At 63.6% G+C, this 23,593-nt stretch carries 17 protein-coding genes; 3 read left to right on the plus strand and 14 right to left on the minus strand.

Annotation, left to right across the window (positions count from 1 at the left end):
* The first annotated feature begins 216 nt into the window (after window positions 1-216).
* A complete protein-coding gene (locus tag J1N50_RS10390; protein WP_215353416.1) occupies window positions 217-1,107 on the plus strand; it encodes a hypothetical protein in 891 nt (296 codons plus the stop codon).
* Window positions 1,108-1,133: 26 nt separating this feature from the next.
* Here J1N50_RS10390 and J1N50_RS10395 read toward each other — a convergent pair whose 3' ends face one another.
* The 3 genes from J1N50_RS10395 to J1N50_RS10405 form a co-directional block, all read right to left on the minus strand.
* Entirely contained in the window at window positions 1,134-1,646 is a 513-nt protein-coding gene (locus tag J1N50_RS10395) for a toll/interleukin-1 receptor domain-containing protein (RefSeq protein ID WP_215353417.1), read from the minus strand.
* A 2-nt stretch (window positions 1,647-1,648) separates the two neighbouring features.
* On the minus strand, window positions 1,649-2,137 hold the full coding sequence (locus tag J1N50_RS10400; RefSeq protein ID WP_215353418.1) for a TIR domain-containing protein: 489 nt from the start codon (window positions 2,135-2,137) through the stop codon (window positions 1,649-1,651).
* Window positions 2,138-2,895: 758 nt separating this feature from the next.
* Window positions 2,896-4,887 (minus strand): hypothetical protein, encoded by a 1,992-nt coding sequence (locus J1N50_RS10405; RefSeq protein ID WP_058804211.1) that lies wholly within the window; start codon window positions 4,885-4,887, stop codon window positions 2,896-2,898.
* A gap of 166 nt (window positions 4,888-5,053) precedes the next feature.
* On the opposite strand from J1N50_RS10405, the gene J1N50_RS10410 reads away from it, so the two are divergent.
* Together J1N50_RS10410 and J1N50_RS10415 are read left to right on the plus strand one after the other, a co-directional pair.
* Complete coding sequence (locus tag J1N50_RS10410) at window positions 5,054-6,169, plus strand: Fic family protein (RefSeq protein ID WP_054588728.1); 1,116 nt, start codon at window positions 5,054-5,056, stop codon at window positions 6,167-6,169.
* 943 nt (window positions 6,170-7,112) lie between these two features.
* Window positions 7,113-7,733, plus strand: coding sequence for an SDR family oxidoreductase (locus tag J1N50_RS10415; RefSeq protein ID WP_215353419.1), 621 nt, complete (start codon window positions 7,113-7,115; stop codon window positions 7,731-7,733).
* A gap of 64 nt (window positions 7,734-7,797) precedes the next feature.
* On the opposite strand, the gene acuI is transcribed toward J1N50_RS10415, so the two are convergent.
* The 11 genes from acuI to J1N50_RS10470 form a co-directional block, all read right to left on the minus strand.
* Entirely contained in the window at window positions 7,798-8,784 is a 987-nt protein-coding gene (gene acuI, locus J1N50_RS10420; protein WP_054590310.1) for an acrylyl-CoA reductase (NADPH), read from the minus strand.
* 425 nt (window positions 8,785-9,209) lie between these two features.
* Window positions 9,210-11,279: a beta-galactosidase gene (locus J1N50_RS10425; protein ID WP_158500100.1), complete on the minus strand. Its 2,070-nt coding sequence runs from the start codon at window positions 11,277-11,279 to the stop codon at window positions 9,210-9,212.
* A gap of 53 nt (window positions 11,280-11,332) precedes the next feature.
* Window positions 11,333-13,558 carry a glycoside hydrolase family 3 N-terminal domain-containing protein gene (locus tag J1N50_RS10430; RefSeq protein WP_215353421.1) on the minus strand — a complete coding sequence of 742 codons (2,226 nt, stop codon included), beginning with the start codon at window positions 13,556-13,558 and terminating at the stop codon, window positions 11,333-11,335.
* Between the two features lie 14 nt (window positions 13,559-13,572).
* The gene (locus J1N50_RS10435) at window positions 13,573-14,943 is read right to left on the minus strand and encodes an alpha/beta hydrolase (protein ID WP_054588731.1); all 1,371 of its coding nucleotides are present in this window, start codon (window positions 14,941-14,943) and stop codon (window positions 13,573-13,575) included.
* Window positions 14,936-16,474: an alpha,alpha-trehalase TreA gene (gene treA / locus J1N50_RS10440; RefSeq protein ID WP_054588732.1), complete on the minus strand. Its 1,539-nt coding sequence runs from the start codon at window positions 16,472-16,474 to the stop codon at window positions 14,936-14,938. The genes J1N50_RS10435 and treA overlap by 8 nt, the downstream gene beginning before the upstream one ends.
* Complete coding sequence (locus tag J1N50_RS10445) at window positions 16,471-17,688, minus strand: MFS transporter (protein WP_234715578.1); 1,218 nt, start codon at window positions 17,686-17,688, stop codon at window positions 16,471-16,473. Before J1N50_RS10445 ends, treA begins: the two co-directional genes overlap by 4 nt.
* On the minus strand, window positions 17,688-18,719 hold the full coding sequence (locus J1N50_RS10450; RefSeq protein ID WP_054588734.1) for an alpha/beta hydrolase: 1,032 nt from the start codon (window positions 18,717-18,719) through the stop codon (window positions 17,688-17,690). Before J1N50_RS10450 ends, J1N50_RS10445 begins: the two co-directional genes overlap by 1 nt.
* Window positions 18,716-19,684 (minus strand): alpha/beta hydrolase, encoded by a 969-nt coding sequence (locus J1N50_RS10455; RefSeq protein WP_054588735.1) that lies wholly within the window; start codon window positions 19,682-19,684, stop codon window positions 18,716-18,718. Before J1N50_RS10455 ends, J1N50_RS10450 begins: the two co-directional genes overlap by 4 nt.
* Window positions 19,681-20,898: a glycoside hydrolase family 1 protein gene (locus tag J1N50_RS10460; RefSeq protein WP_201022964.1), complete on the minus strand. Its 1,218-nt coding sequence runs from the start codon at window positions 20,896-20,898 to the stop codon at window positions 19,681-19,683. The genes J1N50_RS10455 and J1N50_RS10460 overlap by 4 nt, the downstream gene beginning before the upstream one ends.
* Window positions 20,895-22,223 carry a glycoside hydrolase family 1 protein gene (locus J1N50_RS10465; protein ID WP_234715579.1) on the minus strand — a complete coding sequence of 443 codons (1,329 nt, stop codon included), beginning with the start codon at window positions 22,221-22,223 and terminating at the stop codon, window positions 20,895-20,897. Before J1N50_RS10465 ends, J1N50_RS10460 begins: the two co-directional genes overlap by 4 nt.
* Complete coding sequence (locus tag J1N50_RS10470; RefSeq protein WP_149037677.1) at window positions 22,220-23,587, minus strand: alpha/beta fold hydrolase; 1,368 nt, start codon at window positions 23,585-23,587, stop codon at window positions 22,220-22,222. Before J1N50_RS10470 ends, J1N50_RS10465 begins: the two co-directional genes overlap by 4 nt.
* Window positions 23,588-23,593 lie beyond the last annotated feature (6 nt).

A 23,593-nucleotide genomic window follows, 5' to 3' on the forward strand; every position in this document is an offset into this window, starting at 1 on the left:
GTGATGATATCGAGCCGCTGCAACGACCCGTTTCCCGAGGGCGGGTCGCCGCTCAGCGATTTGCGCCGCGCAGCGAAGCGCGAACTCGAAGCCGTGCGCCTCTTCGGGAAACCGATGTTCGAGGTTTGGATCAACGAGGATGCCCCGCCCGGCGACGCCGCGGGCGATTCGATCGACATTTGCCTCGGTCAGGTCGACGAAGCCGACATCGTCGTTGTGCTGAGCAATGGGAACGCCGGCTGGGCGGCGGGAGCATCGGATATCGGCATCTGCCATGCCGAATTGATGCGCGGCGTGGCAACGACGGCGGGCAAGGTTCGCCTCGTTGCGCTCCCCGACATCGCCGACAATCCTAAAGATCCTTCGCAGATCGCGCGCAATGCGCGGTTCCGAGAGTATCTCCAGACCCAGAACTTCTTTCGTGGCGGTTCGGTACGAACCCGCGACGACGCCCTCGAGCGGATTCGCGAAGCCGTCTTCGACGCAGTTCAATCACTCGCGCGCTTGGGCGTGCGCGAGGCGCGCAAGGGCAAGTTCCACACCGGCGAGGCGCTGCAGTGGAGCAGTCTCAACTTTCGCGATCGCCAGGCGCTAATGGTCGACACGCTCGCCGACTGTTTTGCCGCGCGGCCTGGTGGCAAGCGCGCGGGAAACCGCGTCGAATTACCGGTCGCGGGAAAAGCCGTGCTGTTCGCGGTCCACGCGATCCCGGCGGCTTTAACAATTGCCGCGGCGCGCGAGCTCGTCGGCCAACCGTTTTTACGCGACTTCGAATATGAGGCGGCGCTCGCAGCCGCGGCGGGCCCCGTTCATGTGATCGGTTGCCAGAAAGGTGCCACCGAAAGCCAAGCGATCGCGATGCTTGGCTTTCCCGACGCGACGGTGGTGGCGGCGCCCTTCGGTGTCTATGCCGCCGACCCCCTGCAAAAAGTGCAGTTTCTCTTTCTGCAGAATTGCCGCGACCGAACAACGACCCGCTTTAGCGCCCAACGCTTTTTCGATTGGATCGACCAGTCTGGCGAAGCGGCGGCGCTGCTTGCCTGCGCCCAATCGCGGCGGCGGATCGTCAAAGCCATCGCAGGCGAGCAACCATCAGGCTCTCGTTGATCGCGAGGGGCAAAACGATTGTTCCCCTAAAGCGATGCGATTTCGACGCCATGCTCAGTGTCGCCTGGTTGCCAAGCTTTGAGCCTTCTTCCTTCGGAAAAATTCACCCTTCGATAGAGATCGAGATATTCGTTGCCATGGATTCCCCCTCCGTCCCTAGTCGCGGCGACGAAGATTCGGTCCGATTGCTTGACGCCATCGGCGTAGCCGATTTCCCAAGGGCACCAGCGTGACTTCATGGCATTGGGCGTCGCCAGAAACATGAAATAGGTCGATTGCTTGATCCGTCGCTGGATATTCTCGGCGGTTTTGCGGTTTGGACGCGGCGGCATGTCATGGTCCATCCAGTCGACATAGGCGTCCCAGCCGGCATCATTCAGCAGCTGGACGAAGCCTTTGACATATTGCTCGTCCTTGTGGCTGTGGCAGAGAAAGACAGTCTTGGCGTTTCGGGTCCGCGCTTCCTCGACCATGGCCTTGGTGACATGGACCCGAAAGCGCGTGGAGGCTTCGGTAAGCGTCGACAGATCAATCGCCATTGCTAGCGGCCCGCTGCCTTGGCGGCCGCCTCGATCCATGCGGGCATATTGTGATACCCGTCGTCGCCCACCCAGCTGTAGGTCGGATAGATTTTCGAAAAAGCGGTTTTGATGCCGCCGCGGTCGATGCTCCAGTGGTCGAGCGGATTGCGCCCCGGCACATCGATACCCGTCTGCGGGTCTTTCACGCCGAACAGGTCGATCGCGAGCAGTCCCTTGCCCAGCTCGTAGCTGCGCTTGATCTCGTGCTTGACCCAAGGGCGATCATAGGTCTGGGCACCAAACAGCACAACCGTCACCGACGTGCCCTTGAGCTGCTGCTCGATCCAGTTTTCGATACCGCCCGCGCGCCGCTTCGCTTCCTCGAACTCGGCCTTGTCGTAGAAGGGCTGCGCTTCGCCCTCGGGCCTGACGACCCAGCTCTGCCGAACTTGCTGAATGCGGCGCACATCGCGCGCATAGTGAAAACTGAAAAATACCCGACGTGCCATGTCGCCCCCACTATTTTTACGCGCCACCGAATGACCAGATAGCGATCCGCGTCAGCCTTCAAGGGGCCGATGATAGCGATATGGACCGCTCGCCGACAGCATCAATGGAGCCTTTAAGTCAAATTATATCCGATTGGGAGATAGTTCGGGCGCCGACAATTTCCAGGGATGTCGCTGCGCCCATCCGCGCCAATGCGAAAAAGGGGATGGCGAGACGTTCGACCAGGTCGCCATCATCACATCGATGGATGGAGCCGCCGGCTGCAACATTCAGGCGTCTCGCGCCAAGGACGCGACCAGGGCTCTAGGCCGGTGGCGGCGGCGCCGTCCCCGGGCCGCGTTGCGGCGTCCTGGCCATTCGGTGACGATCTCCTGGCGGGTGGGCCGTCGGCCCCACGCGGCCCGCGCGCAACCGCGCGGCGCTCTTGTCGGCCCTTCCCTCCGTCGTGGCGCTGGGGTAGCGCACAGCCTTGGGCGTGGCCCGGCGCGTCGCAAGCCAGCCTTAGCCGCGCTACGGCCCTTGCCACCCCATCGCGGCTCCGACGGGGCCCCGGCGGCGCGTCCATCGCGCCTCGCTGGCCGCGCCCCTCGGTACATTTGGTCGCGCTGCTAAGCGCTGAAGTGGGACACAAGCATCGAAACCAAAGCTTCGTGTCTCCTCCAGTGAATGGCCGCTTTTGGGAACAGCGTAATCAGGATCTAAACGACCAATATCAGGCGCAAATCGGACGCCGCCGCCATCGCCTCCCCTGCTGTTCTCAAGCCACAGCCCAGACTTGGTTGATCACTTTCGCTGCCAGCGCAATTTTGTTCTCCGGCAGAAACCGCCCGTAATGCTGGGCGACCACATCTGCGGTATCTTGAATTGCATAGCCCGCCTGCTCGTACGATCCGGTTTCTTTGAGGATATGCGTGGCAAGAACATCGCGCACATTATGAGGCCCATGCGGCAACAATCCCTCAATCGCTCCACGCTTGGTATAGGGGTTGAAAATCCCATAGCGCTGAATGGTCAGCCGCCATGCTTCATAGAATGCAGACTGGCTGTATGCGGCTTCTCGGCTGGTGGATTTTACCGTCTTCACAAAGAAGTTGCCGGGATCCGGAGCACCGTTGAGCAGAACCGGGCGATGTATCCGGATATATCTATCAATAAAGCGATAGAGATCTCCAACGTCCGGCAGCAGCAGCCGATACGGCCGCTTCGCGAAGAAAGAGGAATTCGCGTTCTTGAAGGCCGCAGCGGGGATGAGCACCTCCCACCCCTTCTCCTTGGTGCTCCAGCGCAGTTCGCCGCACCTCTGCGCTTCAAGCTGGCGCTCCGACCTCGGAGTCCCGCCACGCGGACAAAGGAGCAGTTCCCGCATGTTTCGTTGTCGGATGCCCAAATGCAGCCCGAGCCGGATCAAGAGCAACGAACGCATGGCTTCGGCTGCCGGACGAGGATAGCGCCCCGCAGACGGCATCAACCGTACAATCTCCTCCGCGATCCGCCGATACTCGCCGATGGGGCTATCCGCCTCCAGCTCGACCATAATCGGTTCGAACGTATCGCGATGGACCTTTGCGACACGCTGAATCTCTTTCGCTCGGACCATGCCGTGAGAGTAGAAGGCCTCGCAAACCCCGTCCCAATCCGATTGCGCAGCTTGGATGTCCGCTTCCGACACCAACCCGGGGATCTGGCGCAGCCTATGCGCCAGATCCGGTCGCTGCCGGAGCCAGCCGGTGTCCGCGCGGGTCATCGCCAACCCAAGCTGCACCATGTTGACTTCCCAGATAGTAAAGAAGCCGCGCCGCCGCTCTCGCCATCTTACGTACCAGTCCCAGACGGCAGGAAAAACCAGCAGAGCGACGCTGAGCTTGGCGAGTGGCACGCCCAAACCAGCGACTGCCCCGTCGGGCGACGCGGCGAGCGCGCCGAATAGCAGTCCAAGATGATCGACTTTTTGAAGCGCGGTCTGCTCATTCCAGACGCCGTTGCGCTGATAACCGATCTCGGTAAGCGTCGCCGTCTTGAATTGAATGAGATGTGCGACTTCCTCCGCCAACGCTCGCGGGGCATCGCGCGATGTCGACACGAGTTCGAGTTCGATGTCATCCAGTTCGCCGAGGTCGAACTCTTCGGCAGGCTCAACCGGGACCTGCGGCCGAATGTTGTTCAGATCCGGGAAGCGAAGCGCATAACGTTGCCGCATGGCCATGGCCTGATAGCGACGATAGTCGGTGGCGCCGGAAATAATGACCTTCCGTACCCAGTCCAAAATCTCGCGGCGCTCGCGAAGGGGGCGCCTGTCAAAATCATTGGGCAGATGCCAGGCCATCCGGCGGCGTTCCGCCACACTCATCTCGCCGAGTTTGGTATGCCCGCTCCCCGCTCGCCCGGTATGCGGAAGCTTGGCGGCGAAGTAACCGGCCGGAAGGCGATAGCGCGTCTCGATGCGGCTCAGAATTTCCAGGCTTGTAACGGATCGCGGTACCTTTGTGCCAGCGACCCAATGCACGATGGTCTTCCGGTCGATACGGTCCTTTGGTCCAATAATCGCTTTATGCAGATGCCACGCGGTGTCGCCGTGCCGCTCCATATGCAGCGCCAGCGCCTCGTGGAATATGTCCCGATCGCCCCACATGGTCGAGTTCGGCTCGGGAAACTCCACGATAGCGCGCGGCTTGGGACCGCGTTTCTTATTTGGTTGGGCCGGGAGCACTGGTGCTTTGGAAATTCGCTTGCGACGGCTCTTGGGAATCATGAAATGGATGCGATCCTGTAATCAGTTACGGCGTGGGGTTGGGCTCCTTACAGGAACAAAATGATTTCGGAAGCTCAATGGGCCGAGTGCGGATGATCGATAGAAGGTGCTTCTATCGATCATAAAATACCGCTATCGTGATCGATAGAAGGGCTCGGTATCGATCATGCAGTGGAATTGGCAACAAGCAGACTGGCCGTCATTCCGTTATTCCCCTTCCCTCCTCCAGGATGTGGAGGCCAGTTTCCTAAAGGGAGCCGGCGTTGTCATCGGCGCACTACATCACGTCGATCAGGAAGCGCGGCAGGGTTTAACGCTGGACCTCATCTCTCAGGAAACGATCGAGAGCTCAGCGATCGAGGGTGAGATTCTGGATCGCGCAAGCGTGCAGTCGTCCCTCGCCCGCCACTTGGGCCTGACTGCTGAAAAACGGCGCGTCGGCAATGCCGAGGCGGGCGCCGCCGAGCTCATGGCGGACCTGTTTCAACGCTACGCAATGCCCTTGAACGACGAGCTTCTGTTCAACTGGCACGCAATGCTGATGAACGGCAGGCGCGATATCGTCGACGTCGGGCGTTATCGAACGCATGAGGATGCGATGCAGATCGTTTCGGGCCCTCTCCATGCGCCGCGCGTCCACTTCGAAGCACCGCCCTCATCTGAGGTCGCGGGGGAGATGAAAGCCTTCATTGCCTGGTTCAACGATAGCGCACCGGACGGGAGGAAGCCGCTCGGCCCCGTCTTGCGCGCTGGCATTGCTCATCTCTGGTTCGAAAGCATCCACCCCTTTGAGGACGGCAATGGACGTATCGGGAGAGCGATCGCGGAAAAGGCTCTCGCGCAAGCCCTGAACGCGCCCACACTGACCGCTCTGGCCAAAACCATCCATCGGCATCGCAAAGACTATTACGCCGCTCTTCATAGAGGGAGCCGCGATCTCGGGATCGACGACTGGTTGAACTGGTTCGGAGCGATCGTGCTGGAAGCGCAGGAACGCACCCTGCTCGAGGTTCGCTTTTTGATCGGAAAGACACGCCTGTTCGACAGCATCCAAGGGCAAATCAACGAACGACAGGAGAAAGCTATCCTACGCATATTCGCGGAAGGCCCTGATGGCTTCACAGGTGGATTGAGTGCTCGCAACTATCAAACGATCACCGGCGCCGCTCCTGCGACGGCTACGCGCGATCTAACAAAGCTGGTCGAGCTCGGAGCGCTTTACCGAACGGGTGAGCATCGCCATGCTCGCTATCACCTCAAGTTCTTGGCTGAGGTCATCTGAAGAACGATTTACCGCACAGGCATTTGGCCATATGTGGCCAATAAATCTGCGACATACGGACAATCTATCCCTATCATTTCAGGCCCTGACCGTGTGAGAAATAACGGGGCCGACGACCTAAAAACCTTTGGCCTGTTTGCCGTTTACGTGTGGGAGGCCCCAACGAAAACGGAAAGAATAAAAAGACACAAGATCAATATTTTAGAAGAACCAATGACTCTTAATCAGCGGGTCCTAGGTTCGAGCCCTAAAAAAAGTGCGTCCACCATTTTTCCTTTGGAAATCGACGGCACCCTCATCGATCGAACCGTGAGCCCGGCTACGAAGTGGGCCAGCCATCCTATAGTGTCCGTCATTGGCCGTATAGCGGACCGGTAACTTTCGGAAGCAAGCTCGAAATAGCGGCTATAACTGCCGAGCCCTACCCGATGCCCGAATTGGCGGCATAGACCGTCCGCATTTAGGGCCATGGCTCATGCATCAGAGCCGGAAGTTCGAGGTTTGCAGCGAGCGCGAAGGGTGAGCAGAAAGCCGATCCACGAGCCGCAATAAAGGGACAAATCGACAGGATAGTCGAGCATGCCGGCGGAGCTGGCTGATGACGTGGGCACTGGACCGGAGCAAATGATCGCCGGCGCCGCTGACGGGTTCGGTGACTTCTTGAGTTTGCGACTGTCTGCGCGTGTGAAAGTTCCCACGCGCGCCATTGCAGTTCCATTCATGTCCCGATCTTCACCGCTACTCTGCGGCGCAGGGGGCCTGCCCAGCCCTTCTGCGGAGACGGCCCGAATCGGGCCCGTCCAATGCTGGCGGGAGGCTGCGGCATTTTTACCGGTTCTTGCGCCCCTCGATCAGTCCGTCAACGAGGCTGGGGTCGGCGAGGGTCGAGGTGTCGCCGAGCGATCCGAAATCATTTTCGGCGATCTTGCGCAGGATGCGGCGCATGATCTTGCCCGAGCGGGTCAGCGAAGCGGATTGGGCAAGCGCCATGTCCCTTGCACAGGACCGCTTCGGCGGCCTGGACATATTGGTCAACAACGCCGGCCTCTTCCTGATGAAATCGCTCGCGGATACCACCCTCGACGATTGGCGGCGCATCCATACCGTCAATGTCGAAGGGGTATTCCTCGGCTGTCGCTATGCGGCCCCTCTTCTCGCGGAACGGGCCAGCCTTTGGGCCGCCGGTGGTTCGATCATAAACCTGTCTTCGGTCGCCGGGCTGATCGGTTCGCCGAACACCAGCTGCTACAATGCGTCCAAGGGCGCCGTTCGCCTGTTCACCAAGGGGGTCGCCATTGAACTCGCCAGCCAAGGCATCCGCGTCAATTCGGTCCACCCCGGCGTCATTGACACGGTGATGGGCAGCGAACTGGTGGCGGGATTCTCCGATCGGCTCGGTGTCGTCGAGAGCGACGCCCGCGTCGCGGTAGGCGGACTGCACCCGCTCGGCCGCTTCGGACGCGATGCCGATGTCGCCGCCGCGGTTGCCTTTCTCGCTTCGGACGACGCCGCTTTCATGACCGGCTCGGAAATGGTCGTCGATGGCGGCATGACGGCCCAATAAGATTCGGCGGCCGGCTCCGCATTGCGGGACCGGCCGTCGACCATCATCATCAGCCAGTCGGTCTTCAGTCGCGATTGACGTCGACAACAGTTCGGCCGCGAATTTCCCCGGCCAGGATACGCGGCGCGCGCTCGATCACATCGGACAGCCCGATCTCCTCGACCATCGCCTCCAGCTTCGCTACGTCGAGATCGGTCGCGAGGCGCGCCCACGCCTCTTCGCGCGCCGCCATCGGCTGCATGACGCTGTCGACGCCCGACAAGGTGATGTCGCGCAGAATGAATGGAAACATCGTCGCGGGAAAGTCGATCCCATGCGCAAGCCCCGTGGCAGCGACCACGCCGCCATAACGAATGCCTGCGATGACATTGACCAGCGTATGACTGCCCGCCGTATCGATGGCGCCCGCCCAGCGCTGCCGCTGCATGGGTTCGCCGGGTGCCGCCAGTTCGGCCCGGTCGAGGATTTCCGCGGCGCCGAGCGATTTCAGATAATCCGCCTCGCTCATCCGGCCCGTTGCGGCGACGACCCGATAGCCGAGCTTGCTGAGCAGCGCGACCGCCACGCCGCCGACGCCGCCGCTCGCCCCGGTGACCAGAATATCGCCATCGTCGGGAAGAACCCCCAGCCTTTCCAGGCGGAGCACGCAAAGCATTGCCGTATATCCCGCTGTGCCGATGGCGGCGGCTTGGAACGGCGAAACATTGTCGGGCAGACGAACCAGCCAGTCGCCTTCCACCCGTACCCGCTGAGCAAGCCCGCCAAGATGGCGCTCGCCAAGACCGAACCCGTTGGCGACAACCCGGTCACCCTGCTGCCATCGCGGGTCCTCGCTATCAGCGACAACTCCCGCAAAATCGATGCCGGGGATCATCGGGAATTTGGTCACGAGCGACCGCTCGCCGGTGATCAACAGTCCGTCCTTATAGTTCATCGTCGAATATTCCACATCGACGACGACGTTGCCAACGGACAAAAGCCCGTCGTCGATCTCACGCAACGCGGCGACATGCTTATCATTTTCGCGCTCGATCAATATCGCTTTGGTCACGAACATTCCTTCTCGTAAGGGTGACGCCGGTCACCCCGGCCGTGGAATTCAAGGTTCGAACCCGATCGCACGCTCGTTCATCGCCATCTGAGCAACGAATGGAATGCCCTCCCCGGCCACACACTTATCCCTTTTCGCCATGGCAGCGATATTCGCGCCGGCGCCAGGCTACCAGTTTTGCCGCAGCCAAACGTCGGACGCGTCGGGGTGAGACCGGAAGAGTAAGAGAAGATCCCAACCGGCAGCTTTTGGGCCGCGTTCGGAAGGCCTGTTACGAGCAAGTTCCAGGCGCCTTGTCGCCGCAGATCCGTCCGACGCCCGCTTTCCGAGATCCGCTTAGGCCATCATCTGAACCGCGAACGCAGCGGCCGGCGACATACAATGAGGGGATGGGCCCCACAGCGTGACACCGACACCATTACGACCTATCTTGTGCCATGCTTAACATGGGCCAGTGCGACACCATGGGGCCGCAGCATATCACCCTGCACATCATCGGAATGTAGCCAACCAGCTCCAGCGGGCAGAGATATTCGCTTTGCCGTTTCACCGTGGTTGACGGCGATGATGAAGCGTTCGGCACCGCGCGCGCGCGTCATGAACTCGACACCGTCGACCGGCGTCATCAAGGGACGCGGCACGGCGGCCTCCGTGATCATCCAACGGGTAAAGCGGCCCTGCCCCTGCTGATCGAGAATGGCGCCAAGGTAGGCGATGCTGCCTCGTCCAACCTTTCGTCGCAGGAGGGCGGGCTGCCCCGAAAGCCAACCCTGATCGCTGCCGAAACGCCCCAGCACCTTAGTGTCGTCGGCGACGGGTTCGAGCACCTCGCCCCATATATGCGCAGTGGTGTCGCCAAATATCGCCGACATTGCAACTGGGCCGTCCAGCGGATAATAATAACCGACACGTCCGCCAAGCGAGGTCCCCAGCGGTCCGGGCTGGCGCATCGGCCACAGTGCGTTGTCGCCGTCCTTCATTCCCGATCGGGGACCGAGGACCAGATGGCCTCCCCGCTCGACATAAGCCTTCAGCCGTTCCGCGGTGTCGCCCGACAAGATATTGAGATTCGGCGCCACGACCAGGCGATAGCCTGCAAGATCCGCGTCGGGCGGAAGTACGTCCACTCGATAGCCATCGTCGGCGAACGGGCGATACCAGTCCGTGATCGTTGCGACGGGATCATAGTCGCGACTGTGCCGCTCCGCCTCGATCGCCCAACGGCTTTCCTGCGAGTAGAGCAGAGCGACCTCGGCTTTCTCGGGCTGCGTATCTTTCAACCACCGTGACATCGCCGCCATTTCGCGTGCCGTCCGCGCAATTTCATCGAAGACCGGCATCGGCTGCCCGTCGGGACCGACAAGCGTACCATGATATTGCTCCTGCCCGTTCAATGCGCTGCGCCACTGCCAGTAGAGGATCGCATCGGCGCCACGGCCGACCGCCTGCCACGCCAGTTCGCGCGTCTGGCCGGGGTCGAGCGATCGATTGAGCGCCCCCCAGTCAACGCGGCCGGGCTGGGTTTCCATGATCCAGAAATTGCGCTGCCTGTACCCACGAACGACGTCATGATGCAGGGCATTCGCGGTCCAGTCAGGACGGCCGTTCGGAACATAATCATCCCATGCGGCGAGATCGAGGCCGCGATGAACAAGATACTGGTCGAAATTATTGTTCCATGCGGTCGAGTTGGTGGTAACGAACTGCCGCCTGTCCGCGTGGGTGCGGATCGCGGCCGCCTGCTCGTCGACATATTCCGCCCAGAGGAAACTGGCGAACCGTTTGAAGTCGAGCAGCAGTGCCGGGTTCTGCGGTCCTTTCGACTTCAGCGGCACTTGATCGAAGCGCTGGTATCGCTGGCTCCAGTAATCGGTCGTCCAGCGCCGATTGAGTTCCTCGACCGTACCATAGCGCGCAGTGAGCCACCTCGCCCACCGTGCCTTCGCCTCGCGATCGAACGAAGGTACGCCAATCTCATTGTCGATCTGCCAACCCACCACGTCAGGGTTGCGCCCGTAACGCCGCGCCATCTCTCCCGCTATGCGCACCGTATAACGGCGATAGGTCGCGCTGGCGAAAGAGAACTGGCGGCGTTCGCCGTGCCCCTCGACGCTACCGTCCTCGTTGACCCGAAGCACGTCGGGATGCGCCTCGGTCAGCCAGACCGGCGGCGCGGCGGTCGGTGTGCCGAGCACGACGCGAATGCCATGGCGCCCGGCAAGCGCCACCGCGCGATCGATCCAGCCGAAATCGAATTCGCCATCGCGCGGTTCGAGCCGCGCCCAGGCGAACTCGCCGAGCCGCACGACCGAAACGCCCGCCCGCCGCATCAATGCGAGGTCCGCTTCCCATTGGCTTTCCGGCCATTGTTCGGGGTACCAGGAAACGCCGATCGAGAGCGGCGCGGCTTCGAAGGGTGCCAGCGTGGGGGCCGTCGTGGACAGTGTCTTCGCATGAAGAGGCTGCGTGGCCGGAAAGGTCAGAAGCACAATCATAACCAGCGCAAGAAATCCGCCCGCGCGCGGCGGAAATGGCTTCGACAATAGCCTCATATTGCCCGATTCCCTTCGCCTTCGATCGTAAAATGTGCTTCGAGTTCGGTTGCCGAACTGCCACCGACGTAAAGCGTGAAACTTCCCGGTTCGACTACCGGCCGGAGATCGTGGTCGAGCAACGCGAAATCGCGCGCGCCGAGCGTGAAACGGACCGGCTTTGTTTCGCCGGGCGCGAGCGCGACGCGAGCGAAACGCTTGAGCGCCTTCAATGGTCGCGTCGTGCTGGCGACATCGTCGCGCAGATAGAGCTGGACGACCTCCTCGACCGCATGCGCGCCCGCATTATGAACGGAAAAGCCTACCTGCAGCACGCCATCCGAAGCCAACCGCTCGCTCGACAACTCCAACCCCGCATAGCGCACCGGCGAATAGCCGAGACCATGTCCGAACGGATAAAGCGGAGTCCACGGCGCATCCACATATTTGGCGCTGTTCCGTTCGCTTTCGCTAGCCGGTCGCCCCGTGCTGCGTCGGTCATAATGGATGGGGATCTGACCCACGGCCCGCGGGAAGCTCATCGGTAGACGACCCGAGGGACTGACGTCGCCGAACAGGATGTCGGCGAGCGCGTGCCCCGCTTCGACGCCCGGATACCAGGCCCATAATATCGCGGGTGCGCGGTGTGCGAGGGTGTTGATGGTGAGCGGTCGGCCGGCGAAGATCACGACCGCGACAGGCTTTTCCAGCGCAAGGATCGTGTCGGCCATCGCCTGTTGGTCGGGCGCGAGGTCGAGCGCGACCCGGCTGCGCGCTTCGCCGCTCTCGTCCCAATGCTCGCCGATGCACAGGACGACGGCGTCGGCGCCGCGCGCGGCGTCCAGCGCCGCATCGCCGCCCGCAGCGCCGAAGATTTTCACCCTCGGGCCGAGCGCCGCCTTCACGCCTTCGAGCGGCGTGATCGCATCGCCGGCGACGCCCGTGGGGGCCCAGCTTCCGAGCATCGAGCGACGATCGTCGGCGAGCGGTCCGATGACCGCCACCGACCGCAGCGCTTTCGATAGAGGCAGGATATTGCCCTCGTTCTGCAACAGCACCATGCTCTTGCGCGCCAGATCGCGCGCGGCAGCACGATGCGCGGGGCGAAGCGTCTGGCGTTTGGCCCGCGCCGGGTTGCAGTTGCGATAGGGGTCGTCGAACAATCCCAGCACCGCCTTGGCCGACAGGATGCGGCGCACCGCCGCGTCGATACGTGCGACATCGACCTTCCCGCGCCGCGCCGCGCCCGGCAACGTATTGACATAGATGCCGCTCACCATGTCGACATCGATGCCCGCCTCCAGCGCGAGGATTCCGGCCGCCTCGTCGTTCGCTGCGACGCCGTGCGCCACGAGTTCGCGGACGCCCGAGTAATCGCTGACGATCAGGCCGTCGAAATGCCAGTCGCCGCGCAGTACGCCCGTCAGGAGATCGCGATTGGCGTGCATCGGTACGCCGTTGACCTCGTTGAACGCGACCATGACACTCGCGGCGCCGGCCGCGATCGCATCCCGGAAGGGAGGATAATAATATTCGGCGAGCCTTCGGTCGGATACATCGGCGACATCATAGTCGCGCCCGCCTTCGGCATCGCCATATGCGACGAAATGCTTGGCCGTCGCCAGCATCGCATCGGGGTCCGACAGACTCCGTCCCTGGAATCCCCGCACACGCGCCTCGGCAAAGCGGCAAGCGAGCTCGACATCCTCGCCCGCGCCTTCGACGACGCGGCCCCATCGCGGATCGCGCGCCATGTCGACCATGGGAGCATAGGTCCAGTGGAGGCCGTTGGCGGTCGCCTCGATCGCCGCGATCCGCGCCGCCGCTTCGGCCGCCGCCAGGTCGAAGCTCGCCGCTTCGCCGATCGGCACTGGAAAGATGGTGCGGAATCCGTGGATCACATCGTCGGCAAAGAGCAGCGGAATGCCGAGACGGGTTTCTTCGACCGCGATCCGCTGGAGGCGCCGGGTCGTTTCGGCGCCATAGACGCTCAGAAACGAGCCGACCCGGCCGGCACGGACATCGGCTTCGCTTCCAGCTGGCACGAAGGGGCCCGTGTCGTTCCGCTCGCCGCGCGCCTGAGCGAGCTGGCCAAGCTTTTCGTCGAGGGTCATGCGGGCCAGCAGCGCGTCCACGTCGGCCGCTGCGATGCGCGGTGCGGCGCGCGCACCGGCGCTCGACAGGATGGCTCCCGCGATCGCGCTCGCCTGCAGGAAATCGCGGCGGCTGACGCAGCCCTGCATATTACGCCCCCGAGCTATTTTACGGCATCTACGGCAGGACGCGTGCCGGTCTCGACCCAGCCTCGCAGCGCTTCCCAAGCCGCGGCCGACTGCTCGGGACTGAAGCCGCAATGTGTGTAGCCTTCGACTCCGCCGACCGGCAGCGGCGCCTTCGTGCCCGGCACCGTATATTGGACGAGCCGCTTTTCATTGCCCGCGGCCTTGACGATACGGCCCAGTGCTTCCGATTGTGCATAAGGGACGAGCGAGTCGATGCGATTGTGGATCGTCACCAACGGGACGCGAAAGCGCCCTGTTGCCTGATGCCAGTGGCGCGCATTGGCGACCGCGCGCGGGTCCGCGACAATGCGCTGGACCTTTGCGTTGAAGGCCGAGGCTTCCTCCGGCGTCATTTCGGGGCTCGCATAGACCTTGCCCATATTGCCATAGATATTGCCGCCGAGCGTCTGGTTGAGGTCATCCATGCCGAGCGTCGCGGTGACCAGCGGAAAGGCGATCGACGCCGGTTCAGGCTCGAACCCGCCGATCGAGGCCACCTGCTTCATGATGCGCGCCTCGCGCCCCGCCGGATTGGCCTGCGCTGCCTGCGCGAGCGCCAGCACGGGCATCGCGATCTGGCCGATCCGGCCCCAGCGAAACGCCTCGCTGGTTGCCGCCTCACCCGCAGGCGGGTCCATCGGCAAGGCCGAACGGGTCAGGTCCTGCTCACCGGGCAGCGCATAGGGCGTGCCTTCGGTGAGCAGATTATAGGCGGCGCGCATGTCGATGAGCTGGCCGAACAGGCTTTCCCATCCGTCGGTGACCCCGCAGGACGACAGTGCACCGGCAAAGGCTTTCGGATATTGTTCGATCAGCGACAGGGTGATGTTGCCGCCCATCGACGTGCCCGCGACCAGAAATCGTTTCGCGCCGAGTTTCGCGAGAAAGTCCCGCAGGCGCAGCGTGTTTTCGGTGGCGGTCTGAACCCCCATTCCGGGCTTGTCATAGGCGCTGTGGCCGGCAGCATATCCGTCGCGATAGGCTTCGAGCAGCACGCCGCTCGCGCCCGTTCCCTTGGCGAGCGGGTCGACCGCGACCGCGACGGGCGTTCCCGGAGTGGAATAGCCGTGGACATAGAGAAGCGCCTCGCGATTCCACTTCGCGGGAATAGCCACCGAGAACTGGTCGCCCGCCAGCTTGCCCGCAAGGATGAAGCCGCCATCGGGTGCAGCAAAGGTAGCGATATCCGTTGCGCCAAGCTTGCGAGCGTCCGCCGCCAGGACCGATTGCGCGGTGGTGAGAGCCGCGGGCTGAAGCTCCTCGGCGGATAGCGCGGCCGGAGTGGCCAGCACGAGAAGCACCGGAATCAGCCGGGCAAAATATCCGCCTCTACTCTTGCTATCCATTCACGCCTCCTGTCGTTATCGCCTCTATATCGGATGCGCCACCTCGGCGCGTTGCAAGCAGTTCGATCGTCACGCCGTTGGTCCATCCAAAACCCGTCTCGGTCGCATATTCGCCGCCCGATCCTGCAGCGCAGGCGACGACGTCATATTTTTCGAGAAGCTGGCCGCTCGCCTCATAATGGGCTCGGACCATCGCGAGCCAGCGCTCTGCGATCTCGTCGGCGAGCGTCATTTCGTCATAGCGGCGCAGACCGATAATCGCGATCCATTGCAGCGGGGCCCAGCCATTGGGAGCATCCCATTGCTGTCCGTTTTCACTTAACGTCGTCATCAATCCGCCCGGGCGGAGCAATCGTTCGAGCGCGACGGCCGTGCTGCGTCCCTGCGCGGCGGATGCAATACCGGCAAAGAGCGGAAAGGCGGCGGCAGCGGTCAATCGATCCGACACGCGGCCGCTGTCGAGATCGAAGTCCGCATAATGACCGCCTAGTGGATTCCATAAATGCGCCGCGACCGCCCGTCCGCGACGCTCGGCGCGCGCAGCAAAATCATACGACAGGTCATTCTCGCCAAGACCGGATGCGGCTTTCGAAATAGCCTGCTCAAGACCGAAAAGCAGGGCGTTGAGATCGACTGGAACTAGCCGGGTGGTGCGAATGCTCGTGAGCGCGCGCGGGTCGGCAAACCAGCGCGAACTGAAGTCCCATCCACTCTCCGCCGCGGCGCGAATGTCGCGCCAAAGCTCACCCCGATTGCGCGCAGGAGCTTCGTCCGCAAGCGCAACATCCTCGCGCCAGCTTTCGTCGCGTGGCCTGTCGCTGTCATCCCAATATCGATTGAGCAGCGCCCCGTCGTCCAGCCTCACGACACGTCGCCCTTCGCCTCCCGGCGCGAGATCCTCGGCGCCCGCCATCCAGAAGCGATGTTCCTTGCGCATCCAGTCCAATCGACGACGGCGGCCTTCGACGCTATCATCGCGCGATAGTGCAGCCATGAGGTGAAAAAAGGGCGGGTGCGACCGGGTCGTGTAATAGCTGCGCGTACCGTTCGGAATATGGCCGATCCGGTCGAGCAGGCTGCCGAAATCGCCGATCATATTCTCGATAAGATCGTAACGGCCCGATCGTGCCAAGCCGAGCATCGTGAAATAGCTGTCCCAGTAATACAGCTCGCGAAAACGGCCGCCGGGAACGACGTAGCTGTGAGGCAGCCATAGTTCCGAAGATCCGGGCGCGGGATTGGCGGACTCGCGGGTCAGGAGCGGCCAAAGCGCCGAGATATGCGCTGCAAGCTCAAGACCATCGGGTGAAGGCGTCGGCAAATCTTGCGGAATATCGAAGTTGGCGAACACGAAGTGCCGGAGGCCTTCGCTCGTTCCCGGTCGCTGTCTTTGCCAGTCGGCAAGGATCGCCGCGGGCGCGCGCAGCGGACGCGCATCGGCGAATGTCTTGGAATCTGGAAAAAGCCCCGTCTCCTGCACCGCAGCGAACAGCGGACCGAACAATTGGGCGGGTGTGTCTGTAACCATCATGCCGTAACCCCCGCGATCCGGCGACGCACAAGCGATAGCGCAAGCGCCACGAGCGCTATGGGTACCAGCAGAAAATAGAAGGCCGCCGCACCCGGGAGCGACTGGAACAGCAATCCGACGACGAACGAGCCAATCGTGCCGCCGAGGGCCGAGAAGATGACAATCAGCCCGATCATTGCGGCGTGCCTGTGTTGCGGCAGCGCACTGAGCGCGACCGAACAGACCGTCGGATAGATAGGCGCGAGAAACAGGCCGATCAGCGGGAAAAGATAGGCGGCGAATGGTGCATTCGCCCATCCCGTATCGGCGCGCGGTCGCACGCCTTCAGCCAATGGCAGCGCAGCGACGACCAGCAGCGCGAGCGCGGCGAGGCAGGCGAGAAGCACCGGCAGCCATGCGACGCGGCGCAGTACGAGCCCCGAAAGCAAGCGCCCGAGCGCGAGCGCTGCGACGAAGATGCTCGACATCTGGACGCTGGTCGTCGCGGGCAGATGAAGGATTTCGCGGTTGAAGGTTGGAAGCCAGGTTCCCACACCCTGTTCGATCAGGACATAAAGAAACAGCGTAGCGAGCACGGCGACGGTGGCGGGCAAGACCGCGAGGGCAAGCATGTCTTTCCATCCCGCTGCAACAGAGGCACTCCGCTTCGCGACCGGCACAGGAGCTTCATCGAGCCGGATGCCGAGCCAGGCGCACGACGTCACGACGCACAGCGCGGCAAGCAGCCAATAGACGCGCAGCCAATCGCCCGCGTCGATGAACCAGCCGAAAATCCACGCGCCAGCGAGGACGCCACCCATGAACACCCCTTCGACGAGTCCGGTGATGCTTGCATGGTCGGCGGGATTGCGCGCTATCAGCCCGATGGTTGAATAGGTTGCAATCTTGGTAATCCCGAACGACAGGCCAGTGAGCACGAATAGCGCCTGCATCGCAATGAAATTCGTCGCGAACGACGCCAGCAGGCAGGCGGTCGCCATCAGCACGAGCACAGCGACCAGCGACCAGCGATAACCGAATGCCGGCACCGCAGCGACAAGAAGGAGAGAGGCGGCGACGACTGACAGGTCCTTGCACGCCTCGAGCGTCGACCCCATCAGCTTGGTCGCGCCGAAATGGGCGATCGACTGGAGAATGACGATGCCGACGCTGTTCATCATCAAGCCGAGCAGCGCATAGGTCAGAGCGAGGGTTATGATTGTGCGTGTTCGCATCAGCGCGCGCGCCGTCCCAGATGCCGATCGAAGAAGGAGGCGATGAGCCCGTAGGCCTCGGTGGACTCAGGCATATCCGGCCAGACGAAGAAGGCGTGCGGTAGCCCGTCGAACAGATGGAGCTCGCTTTCCACGCCCGCCGCCGCAAGACGACGATGCGCGAGCGTCAGCGCGCTCGCGGCGAAATCGCGACCGCCCGCGAGCAGCAGCGTCGGCGGCATCGCCTTCACCTCCGCGTCGGACACCAGCGGATAGGCGGTGGCATCGCCGGGCGCCGCGTCCTGCATATAGGGGAGCGGCAGGACGTCGGGGAGCGCCGGCGCCGCGAGCACCGCGCCGCCGGTGATCGGACCCGCCAGGTAAGGACTGTCGCCCGAATAGGGCGCGCCGGTCCCGCAGAAGGTGCCTATGGCCCCCGGGCGCGACAGTTTTTCACGGCGAATCCACGCCGTCGCCTGCGCCGTGATGACCCCGCCCGCCGAACAGCCGTAGATGCCGATGTTGGCGGCCGGATATTGCCCCAGCAACGCCTTGTAGACGGCGGTCACGTCTTCGGAAGCGGCGGGGTAACGATGTTCGGGCGACAGACGATAATCAACCGTCACCACCCTGATCCCCATCGTCGCGGCGATCGGGATCGCCTCGACCAGCGCCCCGCTGCCCGATCCCCACATGAACGCTCCGCCGTGAACATTGATGAGAACGCGGCCTTTTTGGCTCCCCGCCACGCCGCTCGCCGGCTCGACGACATCGACTGTGACGCCGTTCATTGTCGTACGCCATTCGCGGGTACGGAAATGGCGACGCATCTCGGCGAGCCTGTCATCATTGTAGCGACCATAGAAGGCGCGCTGCCGAGCGACGTCGCCGACGATCTCGGCGGGCGCCGTAGCCTGCTTCATGCGTTCGAGGACCTGCCGCGCCTCCTCGCTGAGCTGGTTCGACGCCGGGAGATTGAACGCCGGAACCGAAGTCTGCGACGCAGCGGGTGAAGCCGCCAGAAGCGCGGCGAGGATCAGTATCTTTCTCATTTTTCCGCTCCCAGACTTGCGATGAAAAACCGCGCCATCACGGCGAAGGCCGCATCGGTTTCGGGCGCGTCGATATAAGCCCAGAAGGCGTGCGGTAGTCCGTCGAACACGATGAGCTTCGCGGGCGAGCCCGCCCCGTCGAGCGCGCGGCAGAAGTCGGCGGTGCCGCTGAGGAGGAAATCGCGCGTGCTCGCGAGGCAGAGCGTCGCCGGCCAGCCGGCGAGGTCCCCGCGTTGCGGCGAGACGAGCGGATCATGCGTCGTCCGCTCTCCTGCATAGAGGCGCGCGAGCGCATCGACGCCGGACGCGTCGGCGAATAGCCCCGCGCTGTCGCCGACCGCCGACAGATCGGCAGCGCCCGAGAAAAAGCCGAGCGCGGCGGGCTGCGGCAGCTTGTCGGCGCGCAATCGCGCGACGAGTTCGGCCGACAGGATCGCGCCCGCCGATGTGCCGTAAACGCCTATCGCTTTCGGATCATGCTCCTTCAATAACGCGCGATAAACGGCGACCGCATCCTCGACCCCGGCGGGAAAGCCGTTTTCGGGCGCGAGACGATAGCGCACCGCGACCACGCGATAGCCGGTGAGCGCCGCCACCGCTGCATTCTCGCTGATGGACCCCGCATCGACGAGGAATCCGCCGCCGTGCAAGTTGAGGAGAACCGGATCCTTGGCAGCGCCCTTCGCCGGCGTGAAAAAACGCACGGGGACACCCGCGATCACGTCGTCCTTCATGGTCACGCCGTAGCGCGCGAGCCGCGGCGCGCCGATCTCCTGCTGGATCGCATCGGCGCGGGCGCGGCGCCCCTCGATCGTCGCGGGTTCTGGCGGTCGTGCGTCGTTCGCCTCCAGCCCCGCGCGCGCCTCGGCGGACAGGAAGGATGGCCACGGCGCCTTGACGAGTTGCGCCGACGCGGCGGGCGCCAGCGCCAGACCCAGAAGAAGCGTCAGCCAGGGTCGTATCATGATCTTGCCCTCACCAGATCGGCATAGAGACGCGCGCTCGGTTTCGGCGTGCGGCGAAAATTTCCGCGATCGACGGCGACCAGCCCGAAATGCTGGGCGTACCCGCGCCGCCATTCGAAATTGTCAAGCAGCGACCAGTGGATATAGCCGAGCACGGGCACGCCTTCCTTTCGCGCCGCATCGAGCGCGTCGATGGCAGCGGGCAGATAGCGGCAGCGCTGCGCGTCATCGGCGGCGGCGATCCCGTTTTCGGTCACGAACACGGGCCGCCCGGTCCGGGCGTGCGCATGACGGACGCTGGCACCGAGGGCCTGCGGATAAAATTCGTCTCCGCTCTGGGTAAGCTCTGCACCGGCGGGCGGCGACAGGACCGCATCGCGTCCGAAGCGCAGCCGCCCATAGGTCTGGACGCCGATGAAATCATCCTCGCGCGCCGCAGCGAGGAAAGGGTCCTCGGCATGGCGGCGATAGGCAGCAATCGCGTTATCGTCACCCTGCGCGTCGGGCAGCGCGAGGCTCAATCCGACAAGCGCGGCGGGATCGTTCGCTTTCCATGCCGCGCGGGCGTTACGGTGTCCGGCAAGCAGCCGTTCGAGGTCGGCGTCGTCGCCGCGCGAGTAGACCCAGACGTCGAACCGTTCCGACCCGGTCGTGCGCGCCGCCGCCGCGAGCATAGCGTCCAGTCCTTCGCGCACCGGATCGGCAAGCGGCGTCGGCGCCCAGCGCCCCATCAACGGCAGATTGGGTTCGTTGAACGTCACCACGTGCCGAGCCAGTCCCGCGAGCCGGCGCCCGACCATGTCGGCGAAATGTGCGAACCGTGAAGGCGCCTCCGCGTCGCTCCAGCCCCCCGCCGCCGCGAACCAGCGCGGCGACGTGAAATGGCTGAGCGTCACGACGGGGGCAAGTCCGGCATCGCAGCAAGCCGCGGCGACGCGCGCATAATGGTCGAGCCAGGCGCGGCTGAACTGACCACGCGCGGGCTCGATCCGCGACCATTCGACCGAAAAGCGATAGGCGTTGAGCCCCAGCGCCTTCACGATCGCAATGTCCTCCTGCCAGCGGTTCAAGCTGTCGCACGCATCCCCCGACGGCACGGCGAAGCGGGTTTCGCGCACTTGCTCGAGCAGCCAAATGTCAGCGGCGACATTGCTGCCCTCGACCTGATGCCCTGCCGTCGCGGTGCCCCACAGAAAAGACGCAGCGGCTCTCAACGGGCGCCGGTTCCGCCAGCGCGCGCGATCGCGCCGAGCCGCTTCGCACTGGGCTTGACCGTGCGTTTGAAGGTCTGACGATCGACGGCCACGAGACCGAATTTCGGGCCGTATCCCGAGAACCACTCGAAATTGTCGAGTAGCGACCAGTGAATATAGCCAAGCACCGGCACCCCATCCTTGCGCGCCGCCTCGACCGAGGCGATCGCTTCCGGGATGAAGCGCTCGCGCTCCGCGTCGTCGGCGGCGTCGATGCCGTTTTCGGTCACCATTACCGGCAAGCCGGTCGCCTCATGCGCGTAGCGCACGACATTGCCGACCGCTGCAGGATACCATTCGCCGCCGCCCGGCCGGCGCGGTACGTCGGCGGGGATTTCGACGTCGCGTTCGGCCCCGACATAGGCACGGCCATAAGTCTGCACGCCGACGAAGTCATCCTTGTCCATCACCGCGAAGAAGGGACCGTAGACGTCTGCGCGCTTGCGCTCGATCGCACTGTTTTCCACGACCGCGACATTGTCGGGAATGGCAAGGCTCAATCCGATCGGAAGGTCGCCGCGCGCCGCGCGGATCGCTTCGCGGCCCTTGACATGCGCGGCAGTGACGCCCGGGATCATCGGCGCCGGATCGCCCGTGTTGAGTAACGAGAAACGGTCGGAACCGCTCGCCTTCGCCGCCGCCGCGACGCAGGCGGCGATGCGATCCATGAAGGCAGGCGGCGGCGGGCTCGCCGACCAGCGCCCGCCCAGCGCCAGATTGGGTTCGTTGAAGGTCAATGCGTGGCTCATCCCCGCCGCCATCGCACGCGCGACCTTGTCGCAATAGCGAGCGAACAAATCGGGTGCATCGCTATTCTCCCACCCTCCCGCCGCCGCGAACCAGCGTGGCGTGGTGAAATGGTTGAAGGTGACGACCGGCGCGAGGCCCTGTTCGCGGCAACGATCGACGATGCGCGCGTAATGATCGAGATAGGCCTGGCTGAACTGTCCCGGTGCGGGCTCGATCCGCGACCATTCGACGGAGAAGCGATATGCGTTGAGCCCCAGCGCCTTCACGATCGCGACGTCCTCGCGCCAACGGTGCAGGCTGTCGCACGCGTCGCCCGACGGTTCGGCAAACACCGTCGGATCGACTTGTTCGAGCAGCCAGATGTCGGCATTGACATTGTTGCCCTCAACCTGATGTCCGGCAGTCGCAGCTCCCCACAGGAATGGCTTCGCGGGTTTCGACGCCGCGCTCACTCGGCCGCTCGCCACCGTCGCGATAGCAGCAGCGCCCAGGCCAAGCATGTGCCGACGATCGAGTGCGAGCCGGTCTTCGGTCACTTTACCGCCTCCGGTCCCGGACGGCGGCCGGTGCGTACCCATGCGCGCATCGCATCGAAGGCATCGGCGTTCTGCTTGGGTGAAAAGCCACAGTGGGTATAGCCGTCGAAGCCCCCGGGCAGCGGCATCTTCGTAGGCGGCACGGCATATTGCGCTATTCGTGCGCCATTACCTGCCGCAGCGACGATCCGCCCCAATCCTTCCGACTGGGAAAAGGGTACCAGCGAGTCGATCGTCTGGTGCACGGTGACCAGCGGAACGCGAAATTTTCCGGTTGGTTCGTGCCATTGCCGCGCATAGGCAATGGCGTGCGGAGCGGCGTTGTAACGCTGCATGCGCCGATTGAAATCGGCTGTCTCCTCCGCGCTCATTTCCGGGGGCGCATAGGTCTTTGAGCCGTTGCCGATCGGCAAACCGCCCATCGTCGCGACGATATCGTCCATACCGAGAACCGCCGCATAAACGGGCGCGCCGATCGCCGCCGGGTCGGGCGCGAAGCCGCCCACTGCCGCGACCTGCCGAATGATCCGCGCCTCGCGCCCGTCAGGCCTCGCCTTGGCCGCCTGGAACAGCGCGAAGATCGGCATCAGGATGCGCATCTTCTGCTGCGCGCGAAAGGCATCCCCGGAGTTCGGGTCGCCCGCAGGCGGCTCAGTCGGCAATCCCGAACGCGTCAGATCATGCGCACCGGGAAGCGCATAGGGCGTTCCTTCGGTCAGAAGATCATAAGCGCCGCGCGTGTCGGCGAGTTGCTGGACGAGCGGCCGCCAGCCCTCGGTCACGCCGCACATCGATACCGCGCCCGCGAACGCCTTCGGATAGAGCTCTATCAGCGCCAGAACGATGCTGCCGCCCATCGATCCGCCGACGGCATAATGCCGCTTCGCACCGAGCCGCGTTGTCAGCGCGTGTAACCGCATCGCGTTCTTGGCGCCGCTTTCGGTCGCAATTCCCGATTTGTCGAACGCCGCGACGCCGACCGCGAGGCCCTCGCCATAAATATGCCGCAGGACGCCGCCGCTTTCGGACGGCGCGGTCGGATCTTCGGGCACCTTCGGGGTCGAATCGGGTGTCGCATACCCCTGCCCGATCAGCACGACCTCGCGGTTCCAGTTCGCCGGAATGGCGAGCACGAAGATACGCCCGTCGAGCTTGCCGTTCACAATCATCCCGCCGTCCGGAGCCGGACGCGTCGTGATGTCGGTCGCCCCCGCGCGGCGCGCCTTGGCGACAAGCGCCGCCTGCGCGGCGTCGGGAACGAAGACGCCCGGCGCAGAGGCGGAGGCGACTGCCTGCCCAGCCTGCGCCGGCCCCGAAAGGCCGATCGCCAGCGCTAGGAAGAAGGGGAAAGCAGATCGCGTCATCGCCGT

The sequence above is a fragment of the Sphingopyxis soli genome (genome assembly GCF_018682675.1).
In the GTDB taxonomy this organism is placed as follows: Bacteria; Pseudomonadota; Alphaproteobacteria; order Sphingomonadales; family Sphingomonadaceae; genus Sphingopyxis; species Sphingopyxis soli.